This window comes from Nocardioides sp. (genome assembly GCF_964228225.1).
Classification (GTDB): domain Bacteria; phylum Actinomycetota; class Actinomycetes; order Propionibacteriales; family Nocardioidaceae; genus Nocardioides.
The window spans coordinates 19,869-35,922 of sequence record NZ_CAXQZB010000083.1 but is presented as its reverse complement, the minus strand read 5'-3'; the positions used below and the strand labels follow the sequence as shown (position 1 = coordinate 35,922).

At 74.8% G+C, this 16,054-nt stretch carries 18 protein-coding genes and 1 tRNA gene; 9 read left to right on the top strand and 10 right to left on the bottom strand.

Features of this window, described 5'->3' with window-relative positions; all coding sequences use genetic code 11:
* Positions 1-90 precede the first annotated feature (90 nt).
* Together ACERUJ_RS19685 and ACERUJ_RS19680 are read left to right on the top strand one after the other, a co-directional pair.
* Positions 91-792, top strand: a complete 702-nt coding sequence (locus tag ACERUJ_RS19685) for a lysoplasmalogenase (RefSeq protein ID WP_370250667.1) — start codon at positions 91-93, stop codon at positions 790-792.
* 52 nt (positions 793-844) lie between these two features.
* Positions 845-2,083, top strand: a complete 1,239-nt coding sequence (locus ACERUJ_RS19680; RefSeq protein WP_370250666.1) for a lipase family protein — start codon at positions 845-847, stop codon at positions 2,081-2,083.
* A gap of 51 nt (positions 2,084-2,134) precedes the next feature.
* Here ACERUJ_RS19680 and ACERUJ_RS19675 read toward each other — a convergent pair whose 3' ends face one another.
* From ACERUJ_RS19675 to ACERUJ_RS19665, 3 genes are read right to left on the bottom strand one after another with little or no spacing between them, the layout of a single operon-like run.
* A complete protein-coding gene (locus ACERUJ_RS19675) occupies positions 2,135-2,476 on the bottom strand; it encodes a hypothetical protein (RefSeq protein ID WP_370250665.1) in 342 nt (113 codons plus the stop codon).
* A gap of 37 nt (positions 2,477-2,513) precedes the next feature.
* Positions 2,514-3,191 (bottom strand): DedA family protein, encoded by a 678-nt coding sequence (locus ACERUJ_RS19670; protein ID WP_370250664.1) that lies wholly within the window; start codon positions 3,189-3,191, stop codon positions 2,514-2,516.
* A 10-nt stretch (positions 3,192-3,201) separates the two neighbouring features.
* Positions 3,202-4,359, bottom strand: a complete 1,158-nt coding sequence (locus tag ACERUJ_RS19665; protein WP_370250663.1) for a YibE/F family protein — start codon at positions 4,357-4,359, stop codon at positions 3,202-3,204.
* Positions 4,360-4,435: 76 nt separating this feature from the next.
* On the opposite strand from ACERUJ_RS19665, the gene ACERUJ_RS19660 reads away from it, so the two are divergent.
* A complete protein-coding gene (locus ACERUJ_RS19660) occupies positions 4,436-5,002 on the top strand; it encodes a DUF664 domain-containing protein (RefSeq protein ID WP_370250661.1) in 567 nt (188 codons plus the stop codon).
* A 4-nt stretch (positions 5,003-5,006) separates the two neighbouring features.
* Here the strand turns inward: ACERUJ_RS19660 and ACERUJ_RS19655 are convergent.
* Positions 5,007-5,082 (bottom strand) — tRNA-Arg (locus tag ACERUJ_RS19655).
* A gap of 151 nt (positions 5,083-5,233) precedes the next feature.
* Between ACERUJ_RS19655 and ACERUJ_RS19650 the strand changes: the two genes are divergently transcribed.
* Complete coding sequence (locus ACERUJ_RS19650) at positions 5,234-5,899, top strand: hypothetical protein (RefSeq protein WP_370250660.1); 666 nt, start codon at positions 5,234-5,236, stop codon at positions 5,897-5,899.
* A gap of 178 nt (positions 5,900-6,077) precedes the next feature.
* On the opposite strand, the gene ACERUJ_RS19645 is transcribed toward ACERUJ_RS19650, so the two are convergent.
* Entirely contained in the window at positions 6,078-7,277 is a 1,200-nt protein-coding gene (locus tag ACERUJ_RS19645) for a DUF222 domain-containing protein (RefSeq protein WP_370250659.1), read from the bottom strand.
* Positions 7,278-7,344: 67 nt separating this feature from the next.
* Entirely contained in the window at positions 7,345-7,977 is a 633-nt protein-coding gene (locus tag ACERUJ_RS19640; protein WP_370250658.1) for a TetR family transcriptional regulator, read from the bottom strand.
* 101 nt (positions 7,978-8,078) lie between these two features.
* Between ACERUJ_RS19640 and ACERUJ_RS19635 the strand changes: the two genes are divergently transcribed.
* The 4 genes from ACERUJ_RS19635 to ACERUJ_RS19620 all read left to right on the top strand — a co-directional run bounded on the left by ACERUJ_RS19635 (position 8,079) and on the right by ACERUJ_RS19620 (position 11,133).
* Complete coding sequence (locus ACERUJ_RS19635; RefSeq protein WP_370250657.1) at positions 8,079-9,368, top strand: cytochrome P450; 1,290 nt, start codon at positions 8,079-8,081, stop codon at positions 9,366-9,368.
* Positions 9,365-9,565 (top strand): ferredoxin, encoded by a 201-nt coding sequence (locus ACERUJ_RS19630; protein WP_370250656.1) that lies wholly within the window; start codon positions 9,365-9,367, stop codon positions 9,563-9,565. The genes ACERUJ_RS19635 and ACERUJ_RS19630 overlap by 4 nt, the downstream gene beginning before the upstream one ends.
* 136 nt (positions 9,566-9,701) lie before the next feature.
* On the top strand, positions 9,702-10,934 hold the full coding sequence (locus tag ACERUJ_RS19625) for an LCP family protein (protein WP_370250655.1): 1,233 nt from the start codon (positions 9,702-9,704) through the stop codon (positions 10,932-10,934).
* Positions 10,927-11,133, top strand: coding sequence for a hypothetical protein (locus tag ACERUJ_RS19620; protein WP_370250654.1), 207 nt, complete (start codon positions 10,927-10,929; stop codon positions 11,131-11,133). The genes ACERUJ_RS19625 and ACERUJ_RS19620 overlap by 8 nt, the downstream gene beginning before the upstream one ends.
* Positions 11,134-11,171: 38 nt before the next feature.
* Here the strand turns inward: ACERUJ_RS19620 and ACERUJ_RS19615 are convergent, their stop codons facing one another.
* From ACERUJ_RS19615 to ACERUJ_RS19605, 3 genes are all read right to left on the bottom strand, one after another.
* Positions 11,172-11,522 carry an MscL family protein gene (locus ACERUJ_RS19615; RefSeq protein ID WP_370250653.1) on the bottom strand — a complete coding sequence of 117 codons (351 nt, stop codon included), beginning with the start codon at positions 11,520-11,522 and terminating at the stop codon, positions 11,172-11,174.
* A gap of 43 nt (positions 11,523-11,565) precedes the next feature.
* Positions 11,566-12,216 carry an SAF domain-containing protein gene (locus tag ACERUJ_RS19610; protein WP_370250652.1) on the bottom strand — a complete coding sequence of 217 codons (651 nt, stop codon included), beginning with the start codon at positions 12,214-12,216 and terminating at the stop codon, positions 11,566-11,568.
* A gap of 79 nt (positions 12,217-12,295) precedes the next feature.
* Positions 12,296-12,565: an FmdB family zinc ribbon protein gene (locus ACERUJ_RS19605; RefSeq protein WP_370250650.1), complete on the bottom strand. Its 270-nt coding sequence runs from the start codon at positions 12,563-12,565 to the stop codon at positions 12,296-12,298.
* A 102-nt stretch (positions 12,566-12,667) separates the two neighbouring features.
* On the opposite strand from ACERUJ_RS19605, the gene ACERUJ_RS19600 reads away from it, so the two are divergent.
* Complete coding sequence (locus ACERUJ_RS19600; RefSeq protein WP_370250649.1) at positions 12,668-15,361, top strand: penicillin acylase family protein; 2,694 nt, start codon at positions 12,668-12,670, stop codon at positions 15,359-15,361.
* 40 nt (positions 15,362-15,401) lie between these two features.
* On the opposite strand, the gene ACERUJ_RS19595 is transcribed toward ACERUJ_RS19600, so the two are convergent.
* Entirely contained in the window at positions 15,402-16,031 is a 630-nt protein-coding gene (locus tag ACERUJ_RS19595) for a 5-formyltetrahydrofolate cyclo-ligase (RefSeq protein WP_370250648.1), read from the bottom strand.
* Positions 16,032-16,054 lie beyond the last annotated feature (23 nt).

Below are 16,054 nucleotides of genomic sequence, written 5' to 3'. Positions count from 1 at the left end.
AAGCAATCGGCAGGCGATTCGGCCGAAGACGCCTGCCGATTGCTTGTGACGACGGGAGACCTCGGGGCACGGGTGCGCCAGACTGCGGCCATGCGACGTCGACCCGTGCCCGCCGCGGCCTGCTACCTCGTGCTGGCCGGGGTGGACACCTGGCTGGCGGCGAGCCCCGACCCGCGGCGTCGGCGGTGGCGCCGGCTCACCAAGCCCGCGCTGATGCCGATGCTGGCGGCGGCCACCGCCGCGGCGACGCCGGTCGGGGCGCCCGGGCGAGGTGCGGTCCTGGCTGCGCAGGCGGCCAGCGGGGCGGGGGACGTCGCGCTGCTGGGGTCGGGGGAGCGCTCGTTCCTGGCGGGGGTCGGGTCCTTCGCGGTGGCCCACGCCGCGTACCTGCGGGGGCTGGGGCGCTGGGGGCGGCCCTGGGCCGATCCCGCCGGGCGTCGGGCACCGGTGGCCGCGGCGGCGGCGTGGTCGGTGCTCGGGCCGGCGATGGCCGGGGCCGCCGCCCGGGAGCGCCCGGCGCTGCGCGGCCCGGTGCTCGGCTACGTCGCGATCCTGCTGTCGATGGGGGCGAGTGCGGGGCGGCTCGACCCGCGTCTGCCGCGCTCGGCCCGGGCGGCGCTCGGCTCCGGGGCGGCGCTGTTCCTGCTCTCCGACACCCTCATCGGGGTGCGGGAGTTCTGGGTGGCCGACGCCGACCCGGTGCTCGACGCGCGTCTGGACGGTGCGGTGATGGCCACCTACACCGCCGGGCAGGGGTTGCTCGCCCTCGGCGCGGTGCGGGCGATCCGCTGACCTCGCGGGTCAGCCCTTCCAGGTCAAAGTAGCAACTGTTACTTTGATCTTCGTGACGCCGATCCCCTCCACCATCCGTGCCGTGCGCAGCACCGCTGCCGGCGCCGCCGTGGCGGCCCTCGTGGCGACGTCGGTCCTGGGGCCGACGCCGGTGCGACAGGTGCGCCCCGTCGAGGCGCACGCCGGCCCGGTGATCGCCGTCGAGCCGGCGCAGGGCCCGAGCGTGCTCGCCGGCGCCGCCTCGGCCCGCGTCGTGCGCTACCGCGCCCGCGGTGTCGACGGGGTGCCGGTGCCGATGACCGGGCTGATCCTCATGCCCCGCGTGCCCGCGCAGGCCCGCGCGCTGCCGTTCGTGGTCTACAACCACATGACCACGGGAGCGGCCGACCGCTGCGCCCCGAGCAGCGCCACCGAGGACTCCAGCGAGCTGCGCCGGATGACGCAGGGCGACGACCTCGCCCGCCGGCTGCTCGCGGCCGGTGTGCCGGTGCTGCGGCCCGACTACGAGGGGATGGGCGGCCCCGGCACGCACCCCTACCTCGTCGCCGACTCCCTCGCCAGCGCCGTCACCGGCCTCGTGCGTGCCGCGCACCGGGTCGAGCCGCGCCTGGGGCGCCGGTGGGTCGTGGCCGGCCACTCCGAGGGCGGGGTCGCCACCCTCGCCACGCTCCAGCGCGACGTCGACCTGCCCTCACCTCTGCCCGGGCGCCTGGTCGGCGCGGCCGCATTCGCCCCCGCCACGGGGGTCGACGTCGTCATCGAGGCGCTGCGGCGGTTCCCGCTGGCCACCCCGCCCGCCGGCGAGTTCTCGATCACCGGGATCTCGGTGGCGCTGGCCGGGCTCATCCTCCAGGGCTTCGCCACGGTCGATCCCGGGATCGCGCGGCTGCTGCGCGAGGGCGGGCTGAGCCCCGAGGCCGAGCGGCTGCTGCCCGACCTCGACCGCCGGTGCCTGCAGGACCTCGCCGCGGCCGACTCCTGGGGCGGCCTGGCGCCCGCCGACGTGCTCGGTCCCCGCGGGGAGCAGCTCGCCGCGCGCACCTTCGCGGCGCTGCGCGCCAACGACCCGCGCCAGCTGCGGCTGCGCACCTCGGTGCCGATCCGGATCGACGCCGCCCTCGCCGACGAGGTCGTGCTGCTGCCGCTGATGGAGCGGCTCGTGCGGGACCTGCGTGCCGACGGCCAGGACGTGACGGTGCGCCGCTGGCCCACGTCGCACTCCGGCGTGACCACCGACCAGAACGCAGCACCGGAGGCCGCCGCCTGGATCCTTGCGCGCCTGGGCCGCTGAGCCGGGTCAGGTCGGCCGGGGCGAGGTCGGCCGGAGTCAGGTGTGCCGGGGTCAGGTGTGCTGGGGGACGACGCCGTCGTTGAGCAGGCAGTCCAGGAGCAGGGCGGCGGCCTCCCGGGTCCGCTGACCCCCGGGCAGCGGTGAGCCCACGGTGGCGCCCCAGCCGGGGGAGAGGTGGTACTTCTGTCCGGCGAGGGTCAGGCTCACGGTCTGGCGCCGGGTGAAGCGCACGTACGCCGGCGCGGACCCCGTGATCGGACCGGCCGCGAGCTCGCGACGGTCGCTGCCGAGCAGGGTGACCTGTCCGGGGGTCACCACGACGTAGCCGTGCTGGGCCAGCGGCACCAGGCCGCGACCGATCTGCACCTCGTGGAAGATGATCTGCTCGTTCACGTGAGCCGGGTTACCCCCTGCGCACGCGCGGTACGCCTCAGGCGCGCGTGGTGGGGATCTCGTCGCGATCGGGTGTGGGACGCGCCTCGCGCCGCCGGCGGCGGGCCCGGGCCGTCACGAACCACGCCACGGCCAGGGTCACGGCACCGACGACCACGAACTGCAGGCCGCCGGCGTAGCCCTCGACGCGGTGCCACTGCTCGCCCAGCTCGTAGCCGGCCACCACGAACACCGTGTTCCAGATCAGGCTGCCCGCGGTGGTGAGCAGCAGGAACCGCCCGAGCGGCATCCGGGTGGTGCCGGCCGGGATCGAGATGAAGCTGCGGAACAGCGGCACCATCCGGCCCAGGAACACTGCCTTCTGGCCGTGGCGCTCGAACCAGGCCTCGGTGCGCTCGACGTCCTCCACGCCCACCAGCGGCAACCGAGCGGCCAGGGCGATCATGCGGTCGCGGCCCAACCCGCGTCCCAGCCCGTAGAGCGCGAGGGCGCCGACCACCGAGCCGAGCGTCGTCCAGACCAGCACCTCGACCAGACCGAACGTGCCCCGGCTGGCCGTGAAGCCGGCGAGCGGCAGGATCACCTCGCTGGGCAGCGGGGGGAACAGGTTCTCCAGCGCGATGGCCAGCCCGGCACCCGGAGCACCGAGACGCTCCATGAGGTCGACGGCCCACCCGGCCACGCCGGTGAGTTCCGTGGTGCCCGCGCTGCTCACGCCCCCGACCCTAGGGAGTCGGATCAAGCCGGCGGGTGCGCACGGCGACGCCGGCGGCGAGCGCGGTGGTGATCGGGACGGCGGCGATCAGGCCGAGGGTCGCCACGACACTGCGCGCGATCTCCTGGGCGATGACCTGGTCGGTGACCACCGTGCCCAGGGAGTCGTTGCTCGTGGCGAGCAGGATCAGCAGCGGCAGTGCCGAGCCGGCGTAGGCCAGCACGATGGTGTTGATCACCGAGGCGATGTGGGCCCGCCCCACGCGGCTGCCGGCACGGTAGAGCCGGCCGAACCCGGCGCTCGGGTCGGCCGCGGCGATCTCCGTGACGGTAGCGCCCTGGGTGATGGTGACGTCGTCGAGCACCCCGAGGGCACCGATCACGATGCCGGCGAGCAGCAGGCCGCGGGTGTCGACGTCGTAGGAGGAGCCCACGGCGAAGGAGAGGTCGTCGGTGACCCCGGTGAGGTGCAGCAGGCCGACCGTCGCGGCGGAGAGTGCGGCGGTGAGCGTGAGCGCGGCGAGGGTGCCGAGCACCGCGACCGTGGTGGCGAGGGTGACGCCGTGGGTGAGGTAGAGGACGGTGAGCATGATCGCGGCGGCCCCCACGACCGCGACGAGCACCGGCGGCTCCCCGGCGAGGATGGCCGGTACGACGAAGAGCAGCAGCAGGGCGAAGGTGACGGCCAACCCCGCGAGGGCCGCCAGGCCGCGCCAGCGGCCGAAGGCCACCACCGCCAGCACGAACGCCGCCGCCACCACCCACAGGGCGGCCCCCCGCTGGTGGTCCACGATCGAGTAGGTCGGCTCCTCCGGGCTCCCGACCTCGATGAGGACGACGTCGTCGCCGACGTCCACCTGCGGCGTGCCGGGGCCGTTGGGCAGGGGGGCCTCCACCGCGGTGCCGTCGGCCAGGGTCAGCCGGGCGCTGCCGCAGCCGTTGCCGCCCTCGGGGACCTCGGGAGGGCACGGCGCGGGGTCGATCGCGGTGATCCGGCCCTGCGCCTCGCTGGCCGCGCTCGCCGACAGCGTGCCGCCGACCCCCTCCTCGGGCCACAGCGCGATCAGCGCGCCGAGCGTGAGCAGGGAGAGCGGCACCACCACGGCCAGCGCCAGCCGCCGCATCGCCCGGGTCTCGGGGGCGGCCCGGTGTGCGTGATGTCCTCCCATGGCCGACATCCTCGATCACCGGAGGCCCCGCGACCACTCATGGCCCGCTCGCGCGTCGCCGTCGTAGGTTGGCCGGGTGAGCGAGCACCACCGGATGAGCCGTGACCACCGCGAGCCGCCGACCTCGGGCCCGGCGGGTGCGGCCCGGTGGGCGGACTACCTGGAGTGGTTCCGTGAGTCGGCGATCGCCGGGGTGGGCGCGCTGCCCGACGCGGCCCGGCGCTCCTCCCGCCTCCCGAGCGGATGGACGCCCGTCGAGCTGCTCAGCCACCTGCGCCACATGGAGCAGCGCTGGTTCGTGTGGGGCTTCCTCGCCGAGCCGGTGCCCGCACCCTGGGGCGACTGGAACGTGGCCGACCCGGCAGACCCTGCCGGCCCCACCGCCGGTGCCAGCGGCCCCGACGGTCTGCGCTGGGCGGTGCCGGACGACGTCGGCATCGACGAGCTGGTCGCGGACCTGCGTCGTACCGGCGACCGCACCCGGAGCATCCTGGTGGAGCATCCCCTCGATGCGCGCGGCAGGACCGGGGGACGGTTCCACGACGAGCCGCCCACCCTGGAGTGGATCTGCTTCCACGTGATGGCCGACTACGCCCGCCACCTCGGCCACCTCGACATCGTCGTGGAGCTGGACGGGCGCTGACCGGTGGTGCCCCAGGCCAGAGTCGAACTGGCGACCTTTCGCTTAGGAGGCGGCTGCTCTATCCACTGAGCTACTGGGGCGGTGCCGGCGACGACGTCGCTGCGGCAGGGCCATCCTGTCAGGAGCGGAGGCGGTGGGGCGAGGTGGCCCGGGCATGGACCGGGGGGCATGGACGCGGCACCGCCGGACCCGTAGTCTCCGCGGACTCCCCTCGAGGTCTCGGAGGCCGTCATGGACACCACCCACGATCGTCGGTCCGGTGCGAGTGTCGCGCCGGTGCTCGCGCCGCTGCTGCTCGCTGCCGGCGTGGCGGCCCTCGGGGCAGGACGGTTCATCCAGTTCGACGACGACTCCGGCTTCGGCAGCGACCGGTGGATCATGCCGTGGGCGGCGGTGGTGGCCGTGCTGGCCGGCGCCGCGCTGGTGGTCGGTCTCAGCCACCCGGTCGCGCGGCGTCGTCTCGGGATGGCCGTGGCGGCCCTGGCCGCGGTCACGATCCTGCTGGCCTGGCAGGTCGAGGGGTTCCGCTTCGTCTTCAAGGGCGGCGAGGGGGAGCTGAACATGCTGCTCGCCGCACTCGCCCTGACGGCCCTGTGGCTGCTGCCACGCACCTACCTGGTCCGGAGTCCCGGGCGCGACGGTCGCACGCATCGCCGCCCCGGCGCCGGCACCCGGCTCGCCGTCTACGGCAGCCTGCTGGTCGCCGCTCCGGTCGTGATGTTCTTCGTGGGGGCCGGGATCGCCGAGAGAGGGTGCGACGTCGAGGTGGACGGGTGCGGCCTGCCGCTCCTGGAGGGCCTGATCTGGGCGCTCGCCGCGGCGGCGGTGGTCGTGGTCGCCGGCGTGGTGAGCGAGGTCGTCCTCGCGTCGCGCCGGCGGTGGTCCGCCGCGTCCTGACGTCCCGCGGCCGTGGGGTCACGGTGGTCGGTCGGGTGCAGGCGTCTCGTGACGCTCGCTGGCGCTTGCTCCTCGACGACCGTCGTTCCCCGCGGTAGCCCAGCAGCCCGACCGGGCCACCCACGGTCGTCGAGGAGGCGCCCCGGCGCCGTCACGAGACGCAGCGAGGTCGGCGCGGTCAGTCGTCGGGTGGGTCGGTGCCCCGGTCGCGGTGTCGTTCTCGGTGGTGCCTCGGACATCGGGGCTTGCCGGTGAGGTCGGTGCCTCCGCCGGATTCCCAGGGCGGGTCGTGGTCGATCTCGCAGTGACTCGCGGAGACGTCGCAGCCAGGGTGGACGCAGGTGGGGTGCAGGGTGGCGATCGCCATCCGCTGGGCCCTGGTGTGGAACCGGCGGGTGCGGCCCCAGTCCAGGACCATCCCGACACCATCGAGCACGGCGGGGATGATCCCGGCCCTCGCAGCGACGCGCCGGGCGGCGGTCGCGGAGATCTTCTCCCCGGTGTCGAGCAGTCCGGCCTGCTCCAGCTGCCCCTGGAGGTTCTCGATGGTCATCGTGACCACGACGGTGGCGCCGCAGCCGGCGCGGTCGGGCAGGTCCTTGTCCTGGATGCGCTCGAGCAGGTCGCACAACGCCTGCCCCCACCGCTTGGGAGTCTTCAGGGTCGGGTCGTACGAACCCGCGCCCTCGGCCGCCCGCTTGGCTTTCGGGGCACCGATCGCGACCAACATCTTGCGCAGCATCGCGCCGTGCAGCACCGGGACCCGGAACCAGCCCTCCATCGTGCCGTCGTCGTGCTCGACCATCGAGAACCGGACCCGTTGCGCAGCACGTGCCTCCTGCCGCTCGAGAGCCACGGACTCACGGGCATCCGCAGCCACCGGGTCGAGCACCTCCCAGATCCGACGCCCCAGGACCCGCAGGTCCTTCGCGTGATGCGACCCGGCCTTCTCCAGCAGGAACGCGGCCGCCCGGTCCCGATCGACCTCGGGCACCTCGGCCACCGCGTCCACGATCACCTTCGCCTGCGCCGGCGTCACCTCCGCTGAGGCCAACGCGGCAGCAACGTCCGGCCGGCCCTCCAGCGCCACCGCCTCCCGCAGCACCGCGCGCCCCTGCGCCACCGTGGTGCGCGTCGCCCGGGCATGCCACACCGAGACCGACTCCGCCCCCGACTCCTGATGCGCACCGATCTCCTCGGCATGCACCAGCAACCGCGCCCTCAACGCCGCCGCACGAGCCTCCACCCGACCCAGCTCCAGCAACGCCTCCCGCGTGTCCTCGACCCCCGCCGACCACACCGGCAGGGCCAGGGCATGGGCCAGCGCGTCGTCGGCGACCCGCGCCCACTCCCGCACCCCACCCGCGCCCATCTGCATGTGACCATTCGACACGGGACCACCGACAGTTCCGATCGGCGGCGGTGGGTCCGGTGGGGGGTCGCGATCAGGTGCTGGGCGTGCTCGGCGCGTCGGGGCCGGGGCCGGGGTCGGGGAGGCCGATGAGCAGGCAGGCCACCCGCACGATCGAGGCGACGGCGTCGGGGATCGGCAGGGTCGGGGTGACGCCGTGGCTCAGGGTGAGCCGGACCACCGGCTCGACCATCGCCTCGACGCGTACGGGGTCGAGGTCGGCGAGCGAGGTGGCCGCCCACTCCTCGAGCATCTGGTGGGCCCCGCTCAGCACCCACGCGCCCCGGCTGGTGAGCAGGGCCAGCAGGTCCTGGTCGCCCTCGCCGCCGATGATGATCTGCAGCAGCGGGTTGGCCGCCATCGAGGTCAGGGTGACCGCGGCGGCGTCGCGGAAGGACGCCAGCGGGTCGCCGGGGTGGGCGTGCAGGGCGGTGCTGATGTCGGCGAGCAGGCCGTCGATCTCGCGGCGCACCAGCGCGCTGCCGAGATCGGCCTTCGTGCCGAACTCCAGGTGCACGGTCTGGCGGCTCAGGCCGACCTCGGTGGCGAGCGCCCCCATCCGCACGGCCCGCCAGCCCTGGTCGAGCACGGTGGCGCGCGCGGCGTCGAGCACCAGCTCGCGCACGGGCGCGCGGCCGCGCGCCCGGGACTGCTCGACCGACCTCACCCCGCCAGCCTAGGCCGCGGGGGACCCGTCGATCGCGACCATTGACAAAATCTGAGATTTGTCAGACGGTGAGGCCCCCGTCACATCCCCGGAGGTCCGCTGTGAACCACCCCCGCGACACCCGTCCCTACGACGAGGCCGACCTGTCCTCGCTCGCGTTCTGGCGCGCCACCGCCGCGGAGCGGGAGCGCACCTTCGCCGAGCTGCGGGCCCACCGCCCGGTCACGTGGCACCGCCCGGTCGAGGGCCGGCTCTTCGACGACGCCAACGACCAGGGCTTCTGGGCCGTCACCCGCCACGCCGACCTCGTGGAGGTCACCCGCCGCCACGACGACTTCCTCTCCGGTCAGGGCATCGTGTTCGACTCGATCCCGGCCGAGCTGCTCGACGCCGCGCAGGGCTTCATCGCCATGGACCCGCCCGACCACACGCGGATCCGCCGCCTGCTCGTCTCGGCGTTCACGCCCAAGCAGATGGCGCGCATCGAGGCCGACATCGACGCCACCGTGCGCCGCGTGGTGGACGACGTCGCCGAGAAGGGTTCGATCGACTTCGTGCGCGAGGTCGCGATGCTCGTGCCGATGCACAACATCTTCACCATGATGGGCGTGCCCGAGGAGCACCGGCTCACGCTGGCCGGGGTCTCCGAGACCATCTCCAGCTACCGCGACCTGCCGGGCGGCGACCCGCAGGAGACCCTCGGGGTGCTCTTCGAGGCCCTGATGCGCTTCCAGGTGATCGCGGGGGAGATCATCGCCGACCGCCGCGCGAACCCGGGCGACGACCTGGTGTCGAGCCTGGTGGCCGCCGAGATCGACGGCCGCGGCCTGACCGACGAGGAGATCTCCTCCTTCTTCGGGCTGCTCATGGTGGCCGGCAACGACACCACCCGGCAGAGCACCGCCCACGGCCTGCAGGCCCTCACCGACTTCCCCGACCAGCGCGCCTGGCTGATGGAGGACCTCGAGGGTCGGCTGCCGCTGGCGGTGGAGGAGATCGTGCGCTGGGCGACCCCGATCATGACCTTCCGGCGCACGGCGTCGCGCGACTGCGAGCTGGGCGGTCAGCAGATCACCGAGGGCGACAAGGTGATCATGTTCTACGCCTCCGCCAACTGGGACACCGCGGTCTTCGACCACCCCGAGCGCCTCGACCTGGGCCGCACCCCCAACAAGCACATCTCCTTCGGCGGCGGGGGCATCCACCACTGCCTGGGCAACCAGCTGGCCCGCCGCCAGCTCGCCGCCACCTTCCGCGAGCTGCTCACCCGGCTGCCCGACATCGCCTGCACCGGCGGCACCGTCTACGGCGCCGGCAACTTCTTCCACACCGTGGCCGAGATGCCGGTGACCTTCACCCCGGAGTCGGCGCGGGTGGCGGTGGCCCGATGAGCGAGGTCCTGCGGCTCTGGGTCGACGCCGACCGCTGCTGCTCCTCGGGCATGTGCGAGTCCTTCGCCCCCGACGCCGTCGAGATCGACGACGACGGCGCACTGCAGGTGCTCACCCCCACTCCGCCGGCCGCCGACGCCGCCCGGCTGCGCGTGGCGGTCGAGGCCTGCCCGACGGGGGCCCTCCACCTGGAGTGACCGCCCCGCCATCCCGACCGGCCCTCCGGATCCGCCAGCCCGACCGGCCGCGTGAGCAGGCTCACGCGGCCGGTTTTGGTGGCTCTCAGGTCGGCCTTGGACAATGGCGGTTCTGCCGTCTCGACCCCAGGTGACCATGAGCCACTCCCGCCCCGACACCTCCGACCTGCCCGAGTTCCCCCAGTCCGGTCGCGGTGCCCGCGCCGACCGGGCCGACCGGGCCGACCAGCTCGGCGACTCCGCGCCCAAGCGACGGGGGGCGGTGAAGAAGTCGCGTCGCTTCGCGACCGTCGCCACCGCGGGCGCCGTCGTCGGCAGCCTCGTGCTCACCCTGGGCGGGGTCTACTTCTGGCGGCACCTCAACGACAACCTCGACATCCAGGACCTCGACGGGCAGCTCACCAACCGGCCCGCGAAGGTCGCGGTGGACACCGGACCGCAGGAGCCGCTGAACATCCTGGTGATGGGGTCGGACACCCGCGACGGCGAGGGCAACAACCTCGACAACCTCACCGGTGGCGGCGAGCGCTCCGACACCACGATCATGATGCACCTCAGCGCCGACCGGACCTTCGCCTACGGCATCTCGATCCCGCGCGACACCCTGGTCGACCGGCCCGACTGCCTCACCGAGGACGGCGAGACGATCCCCGGCGCCAGCGACGTGCAGTGGAACGAGGCCTTCGGCCTGGGTGGCCCGGCCTGCACCATGCAGCAGTTCGAGCAGATCACCGGCATCCGGCTCGACCACTACGTGGTGCTGGACTTCAACGGCTTCCGCGACATGGTCGACGCCATCGACGGTGTCGAGGTGTGCATCCCCGAGCCGATCATCGACCCCGCCCACGGCATCAACATCGACGCCGGCACCCGCGAGGTCAAGGGCATGGAGGCGCTGAACTACGTCCGTGCCCGCTACACCCTGGGTGACGGCTCGGACATCGGCCGCATCAAGCGGCAGCAGGCCTTCATCGCCGCGATGGCGGCGAAGGTCGTCTCGGCCGGCACCCTCGCCCGGCTCGACCGGGTGGTGGGCTTCCTCAACGCCGCCACCAAGTCGCTGCAGACCGACTTCCCCTCGACCTCCTCGATGGCGCGCACCGCGCTGTCGTTCCAGCAGATCGGGCTGGACAAGATCAAGTTCATCACCGCGCCCTGGCAGTACTCCCCGGAGGACCCCAACCGCGTGGAGTTCCTGCCGGAGGCCGAGAAGTTGTGGCGCAAGGTCATCGCCGACGAGCCGCTCACCCGCGGTCTGCAGGACGGCGTGATCAAGGCCAGCGACGACGTCACCGGGGCCCGCTCCGGTGGGGGCGGCAGCGGTGAGAAGCGCGCCGCCGAGCGCGAGGCGGCGGGGCTCTGTGCCTGAGTCTCCCGGGCCTGAGTCTCCCGAGCCTGGGCCCGAGACCGCGTGGGAGCGTCGCCGCCGGCTGGCCGAGGTGTTCGGCGACACCCTGCCCGAGACCACCAGCGACGAGCGCGACCCCGCGCCCACCGGGGGCACCGGCACGGGGGAGAGTGCCACCGACCGGTGGCTGAAGGAGCAGGTGCCGCCCCACCACGGCTGAGCCCGGTGGCGGGCCCACGCCGTGGTGGAGCGCCGTGCTCAGTCGCGCCGCTCGGCGAGCAGGTCGCGGATCTCGGTGAGCAGCTTGATGTCCTCGGGGGTGCCGGGCTTGGGGCTGGGGAAGAACTTCTCCTTGGCCTTGATGTAGGGCACCACGATGAAGAAGTAGACGACCGCGGCGAGGATCAGGAACGAGATCACCGCGTTCATGAACGCCCCGAAGCTGTTCTCCTTGTTCTCGAAGATGTCCTGGGTGCTCTCGGGGAGCTTGGCGGTGAGCCAGGCGGTGAAGGTCGTGACGACGGTGCCGAACGCGGCGCCGATGATCACGGCGACCGCGAGGTCGATCAGGTTGCCGCGCAGCACGAAGTTGCGGAATCCGGTGAGCATGGGGGTCCTCCTTGAGGGATCCGAGAGATGAACGCGCCCGACGCTAGTGCTCGCCCGGCAACGGCGACCAGACGAATCCGAGAACTTCCCGCAAGCCTGCCGTGGCGGCCACCACCGCGTTGACCTGCGGCAACGCGAGCACCACCACCCCGCCCGCGTCGCCGGCGCCTCCCGCGGGCGCACCGGGCCCACCCGGCACGGCGACCACCGTGGCGCCCGCGGACAGCACCCGCGGCTCGCCGGTGCGGGGATCGCCCGCCAGCAGGTCGATCCGGTCGCCCGGACGCAGCAGCGCGACCAGGGCGGCGTCGGGCAGCCGTACCGGCGTGGCCACCGTGCCGACCGGCAACGCCGGTCCGGGGCCCACGAGCCGGGCGGGGGTGAGGGGCTCGCCGGCCACCAGGCCCGAGGCCAGGCGCGCACCGGCGGGATCGTCGACGACGACGCGCGGGGCGGCCGCGAGCGGCACCCGGCGCCGCGTGAGGTCGCCGTCGGCGAGCAGGGTGCCGGCGGGCAGGTCGCGGGCCGCGACCCAGACCGCGGTGCTCGGGGGCGCGGGTGGTCGCACCGCCACCACCCCGGCCGCCATCGCCACGGCGGCGGCCAGGGCCGCCAGGGGGCGCCGGTGCCGCAGGACGCGTCGTCGGGCGTCGGCGACGGAGGCGGTCAGGCGCAGTGCGAGGGGGGTGTCCACCCGTCGCACGCTAGGCCGGACACCGGGTCGGCGCCGGGCTCCTCCACAGGGCGGGGGAGCGGGCCCCCGAACTGGCGGGTCAGGAGGCCGAGGCGCTGGAGCTGCTCGAGGTGCTGGACGAGCCCGAGCTGCTCGAGGACCCGGAGCCGCCCGAGGACCCCGAGGCGCCGGAGGAACGGCTGTCGGTGCGGTAGAAGCCGGAGCCCTTGAACACCACGCCGACCGCGCCGAAGACCTTGCGGAGACGGCCCTGGCACTCGGGGCAGGTGGTGAGGGCGTCGTCGCTGAAGCTCTGGACCTGCTCGAAGCCGTGACCGCACTCGGTGCAGGCGTACTGGTAGGTGGGCACTCGACTCCTCCTTCGACGGGCTCGGGCGACCAGGATTGGCACTCCGGGTCGGCGAGTGCCAATGCTACGACACGCGGCCCGCGGTGCAGAATGGCGGCCACCATGACCGACGCCACCCCCACCCGGGAGCACCCGGACCCGCCGCGGCGCTGGCGACGGTGGCGTCGGGAGTTCGCCGCCCTGCCCCGCGCCTTCCGGGCCACGGCCTGGGTCGCGCTGACGCTGGTGCTGTGCCTGGTGGCGGGGCTGGTCGTGGGCACGGTCGTGGTGCGCCGCTCCTTCCCGCAGACCACCGGCACCCTGGTCGTGCCCGGTCTGGCCGGTCCGGTCGAGGTTCGCCGCGACGCCAGCGGGGTGCCGCGCCTGGAGGCCGACTCCGCCGACGACCTGTTCCTGGCCCAGGGGTTCGTGGCCGCCCAGGACCGGTTCTTCGAGATGGACGTGCGCCGCCACGTCGCCTCGGGCCGGCTGGCCGAGCTCGTGGGGGAGCAGGCCCTGGCCGGCGACCTCGTGGCCCGCACCCTGGGCTGGCGGCGGGTCGCGGCGGCCGAGCTGCCGCTGCTCGACCCCGCCACCCGCGACGCGCTGGAGTCCTACGCCGCCGGCGTCAACGCCTACCTCGCCGACCGCGGCCCCTCCGAGCTGGCCCTGGAGTACACCGCGCTGGGCCTCGGCGGGCTCGACTACACGCCCGAGCCCTGGACGCCCATCGACTCCCTGGCCTGGCTCAAGGCCTTCGGCTGGGAGCTCAGCGGCAACCTCGAGCAGGAGGTGCAGCGGGTCCTGGCCCAGGTGGCGGTGGGTCCCACGCGCGCCGGGGAGCTGTTCCCCCCGACCACCGCCCCCGGCACCGTGCCGATCGTGCGCACCGGTGCGGTCGTCGACGGCGTCTTCGAGGCCGACGCCACCGCGGCCGGCACCCGCAACCCGGTGCGCCCCGCGCCCTTCGCCCGGACCGGCGCCTCGACGGGCGCCCCGGCCAGTCCCGCCCGGCGGGTCGCACCGCTCATGAACGACCTCGCCGGGCACCTGGCCCGCGTACCCGCGCTCGCCGGACGCGGCGACGGCGTCGGGAGCAACGCCTGGGCGGTGAGTGGCGACCACACCGACACCGGCGCCCCGCTGCTGGCCGCCGACCCGCACCTGACGGCGTCGCTGCCGGGGATCTGGTGGCAGGTGGGCCTGCGCTGCCGCACGGTGAGCAGCGACTGCCCCTACGACGTCGCGGGCGCCGCGTTCGCCGGTGTGCCCGGGGTGGTCACCGGGCACAACGCCGACCTCGGCTGGGCCTTCGCCAGCCTCGGCGCCGACGTCACCGACCTCTACGTCGAGCAGGTGCGCGGCAGCCGCTGGCGGCGCGGCACCGCGTGGGAGCCGCTGCGCACCCGCCGCGAGACGATCGCGGTGCAGGGCGCCGACGACGTCGTCGTCACGGTGCGCGCCACGGCCCACGGCCCGCTGCTCAGCGACGTCGACGACCTGCTCGCCACCGTGGCCGAGACGGCCCCGGAGGGTCGGCGCGGGAGCGCCACGGTGCCGCGGGAGGTGGAGTACGTCCTCGCGGTGGCGTGGGCGGGCGCGGACCCGGCGCCCACGGCCGACGCGCTGCTCGCCCTGAACCGGGCCGCCGATCCCGGCGATGTCCGTGCCGCGACCGCCGACCTCGCCCTGCCGGCGCTGAGCGTGGTCTACGCCGACCGGGCCGGTCACATCGGCTACCAGGCCGCGGGCCGCCTCCCGATCCGTCGGTCCGGCCACGACGGCACGGTGCCGGTGGCCGGCTGGCGCCCGGAGAACGACTGGACCGGCGACGTCGTGCCGGCCGCCGCGCTCCCCCAGGTGACCGACCCCGCCGACGGGTTCGTCGTCGCCGCCAACCAGCGGGCCGCGGGGGAGGACTACCCCTACCTGATCACCCAGGACTGGGACCGGGGCTACCGGGCCCAGCGGGCGCGCGAGTCCCTCGAGCGCGCCGTCGAGGCGGACGAGGCGATCACGGCCGCCGACCTCGAGGCGCTGCAGCGCGACACCCGGCACCCGATCGCCGCCGACCTGGTGCCGGCGCTGCTGGCCGTGCCGCTGCCCGACGGCTACGCCTCGAGCGGCCGGGACCTGCTGCGCTCCTGGGACTTCACCCAGTCCGCCGACAGCGCCGCAGCGGCGTACTTCAACGCCGTCTGGTCGCGGCTGCTGGCCGACACCTTCCACGACGAGCTGCCCGCGGCGGCCTGGCCCGACGGCGGGCAGCGCTGGTTCGGTGTCGTGCCCCGGCTGCTCGCCGAGCCCGACTCCGCCTGGTGGGACGACGTGCGCACCCCCGAGCGCGAGGACCGCGACGCGATCCTGGCCCGGGCGCTGACCGAGGCCCGCGACGACCTCACGCGGCTGCTCGACGTCGACCCGGCGCGGTGGCGCTGGGGTCGGCTGCACACTCTGGAGCTGCGCTCGCCGGGCCTGCGCGGACACGGGTCGGCGTGGCTGCGCCGGCTGGTGGACCGCACGGGTCCGGAGGTCGGCGGCGGCGTCGGCGCGCTGGACGCCACGGCCTGGGACGCCCGCGCCGGCTTCGCGGTGACCACCGCGCCGGCGATGCGCATGGTGGTCGACCTCGACGACCTCGACCGGTCGCGCTGGATCGTGCCGGCCGGGGTGTCCGGCCACGCCTTCCACCCCCACGCCACCGATCAGCTGGCCGACTGGGCGGCGGGCCGCACGCGCGGATGGCCCTTCGGTCGCGACGCCGTCGCCGCCGCCACCCGGGACACGCTCCGGCTCACCCCGCCCGACCCCGGCTGAGGGCTCCGGTCCGGGAGGCTCCGTCCCTGAAGGCCTCGGCTCAGCCGAACCGGTGCACCCGGACCGGGGTGATCGCGGCGCGCACGCGACGGTCGTGGGGCTCGGCGGGCACCGCCACACCGACCTCGTCCTCGTGCAGCAGCACCGCGGTGAGGGCGCCGGCGGGCACCCGGGCCAGCGCCCGGTCGTAGGAGCCGCCGCCGCGGCCCAGCCGCACCCCGGCGTCGTCCACCGCGAGCCCCGGCACCAGCACCACCCCGGCCGCCGCGACGGCCTCGCGTCCGAGGGGCGCGGTGGACGGCTCCAGCAGCCCGCGGGGCGCGGCCGCCAGCGACGCCGCGCCGAAGTAGGGCGCCCAGTCCAGGTCGAGGTCGGGCCGCAGCACCGGCAGGAGCACCTGGTGCCCACGCTCGCGCAGGGCGTCGAGCAGGAGCGCCGTGCCCGGCTCCGAGCCCACCGCGACGTAGGCGGCCACCGTGGCCGCGCTCCCCAGCTCGGGCAGGGCCAGCACCCGGGCGGCGATCGCCTCGGCGGCCGCCTGCCGCTCGGGCAGGGTCCGGCGCCGCCGGGTGGTCAGGACGCGGTCGCGCACGGCGATCTTCGCCACGGCGGCGGGGTCGGGGGAGCCCGATCCGGAGGACCGCCCCGTGGGCGGTTGTGACACGGCCACGGACCCACCCTAGGCTTCGGGCG

Excerpts from the sequence above, each read along its gene's own strand:
- ACERUJ_RS19685 (WP_370250667.1), top strand. The coding sequence starts at position 91 with ATGCGACGTCGACCCGTGCCCGCCGCGGCCTGCTACCTCGTGCTGGCC.
- ACERUJ_RS19665 (WP_370250663.1), bottom strand. The coding sequence starts at position 4,359 with ATGGGAGGACATCACGCACACCGGGCCGCCCCCGAGACCCGGGCGATG.
- ACERUJ_RS19650 (WP_370250660.1), top strand. The coding sequence starts at position 5,234 with ATGGACACCACCCACGATCGTCGGTCCGGTGCGAGTGTCGCGCCGGTG.
- ACERUJ_RS19645 (WP_370250659.1), bottom strand. The coding sequence starts at position 7,277 with ATGCAGATGGGCGCGGGTGGGGTGCGGGAGTGGGCGCGGGTCGCCGAC.
- ACERUJ_RS19630 (WP_370250656.1), top strand. The coding sequence starts at position 9,365 with ATGAGCGAGGTCCTGCGGCTCTGGGTCGACGCCGACCGCTGCTGCTCC.
- ACERUJ_RS19625 (WP_370250655.1), top strand. The coding sequence starts at position 9,702 with ATGAGCCACTCCCGCCCCGACACCTCCGACCTGCCCGAGTTCCCCCAG.
- ACERUJ_RS19615 (WP_370250653.1), bottom strand. The coding sequence starts at position 11,522 with ATGCTCACCGGATTCCGCAACTTCGTGCTGCGCGGCAACCTGATCGAC.
- ACERUJ_RS19600 (WP_370250649.1), top strand. The coding sequence starts at position 12,668 with ATGACCGACGCCACCCCCACCCGGGAGCACCCGGACCCGCCGCGGCGC.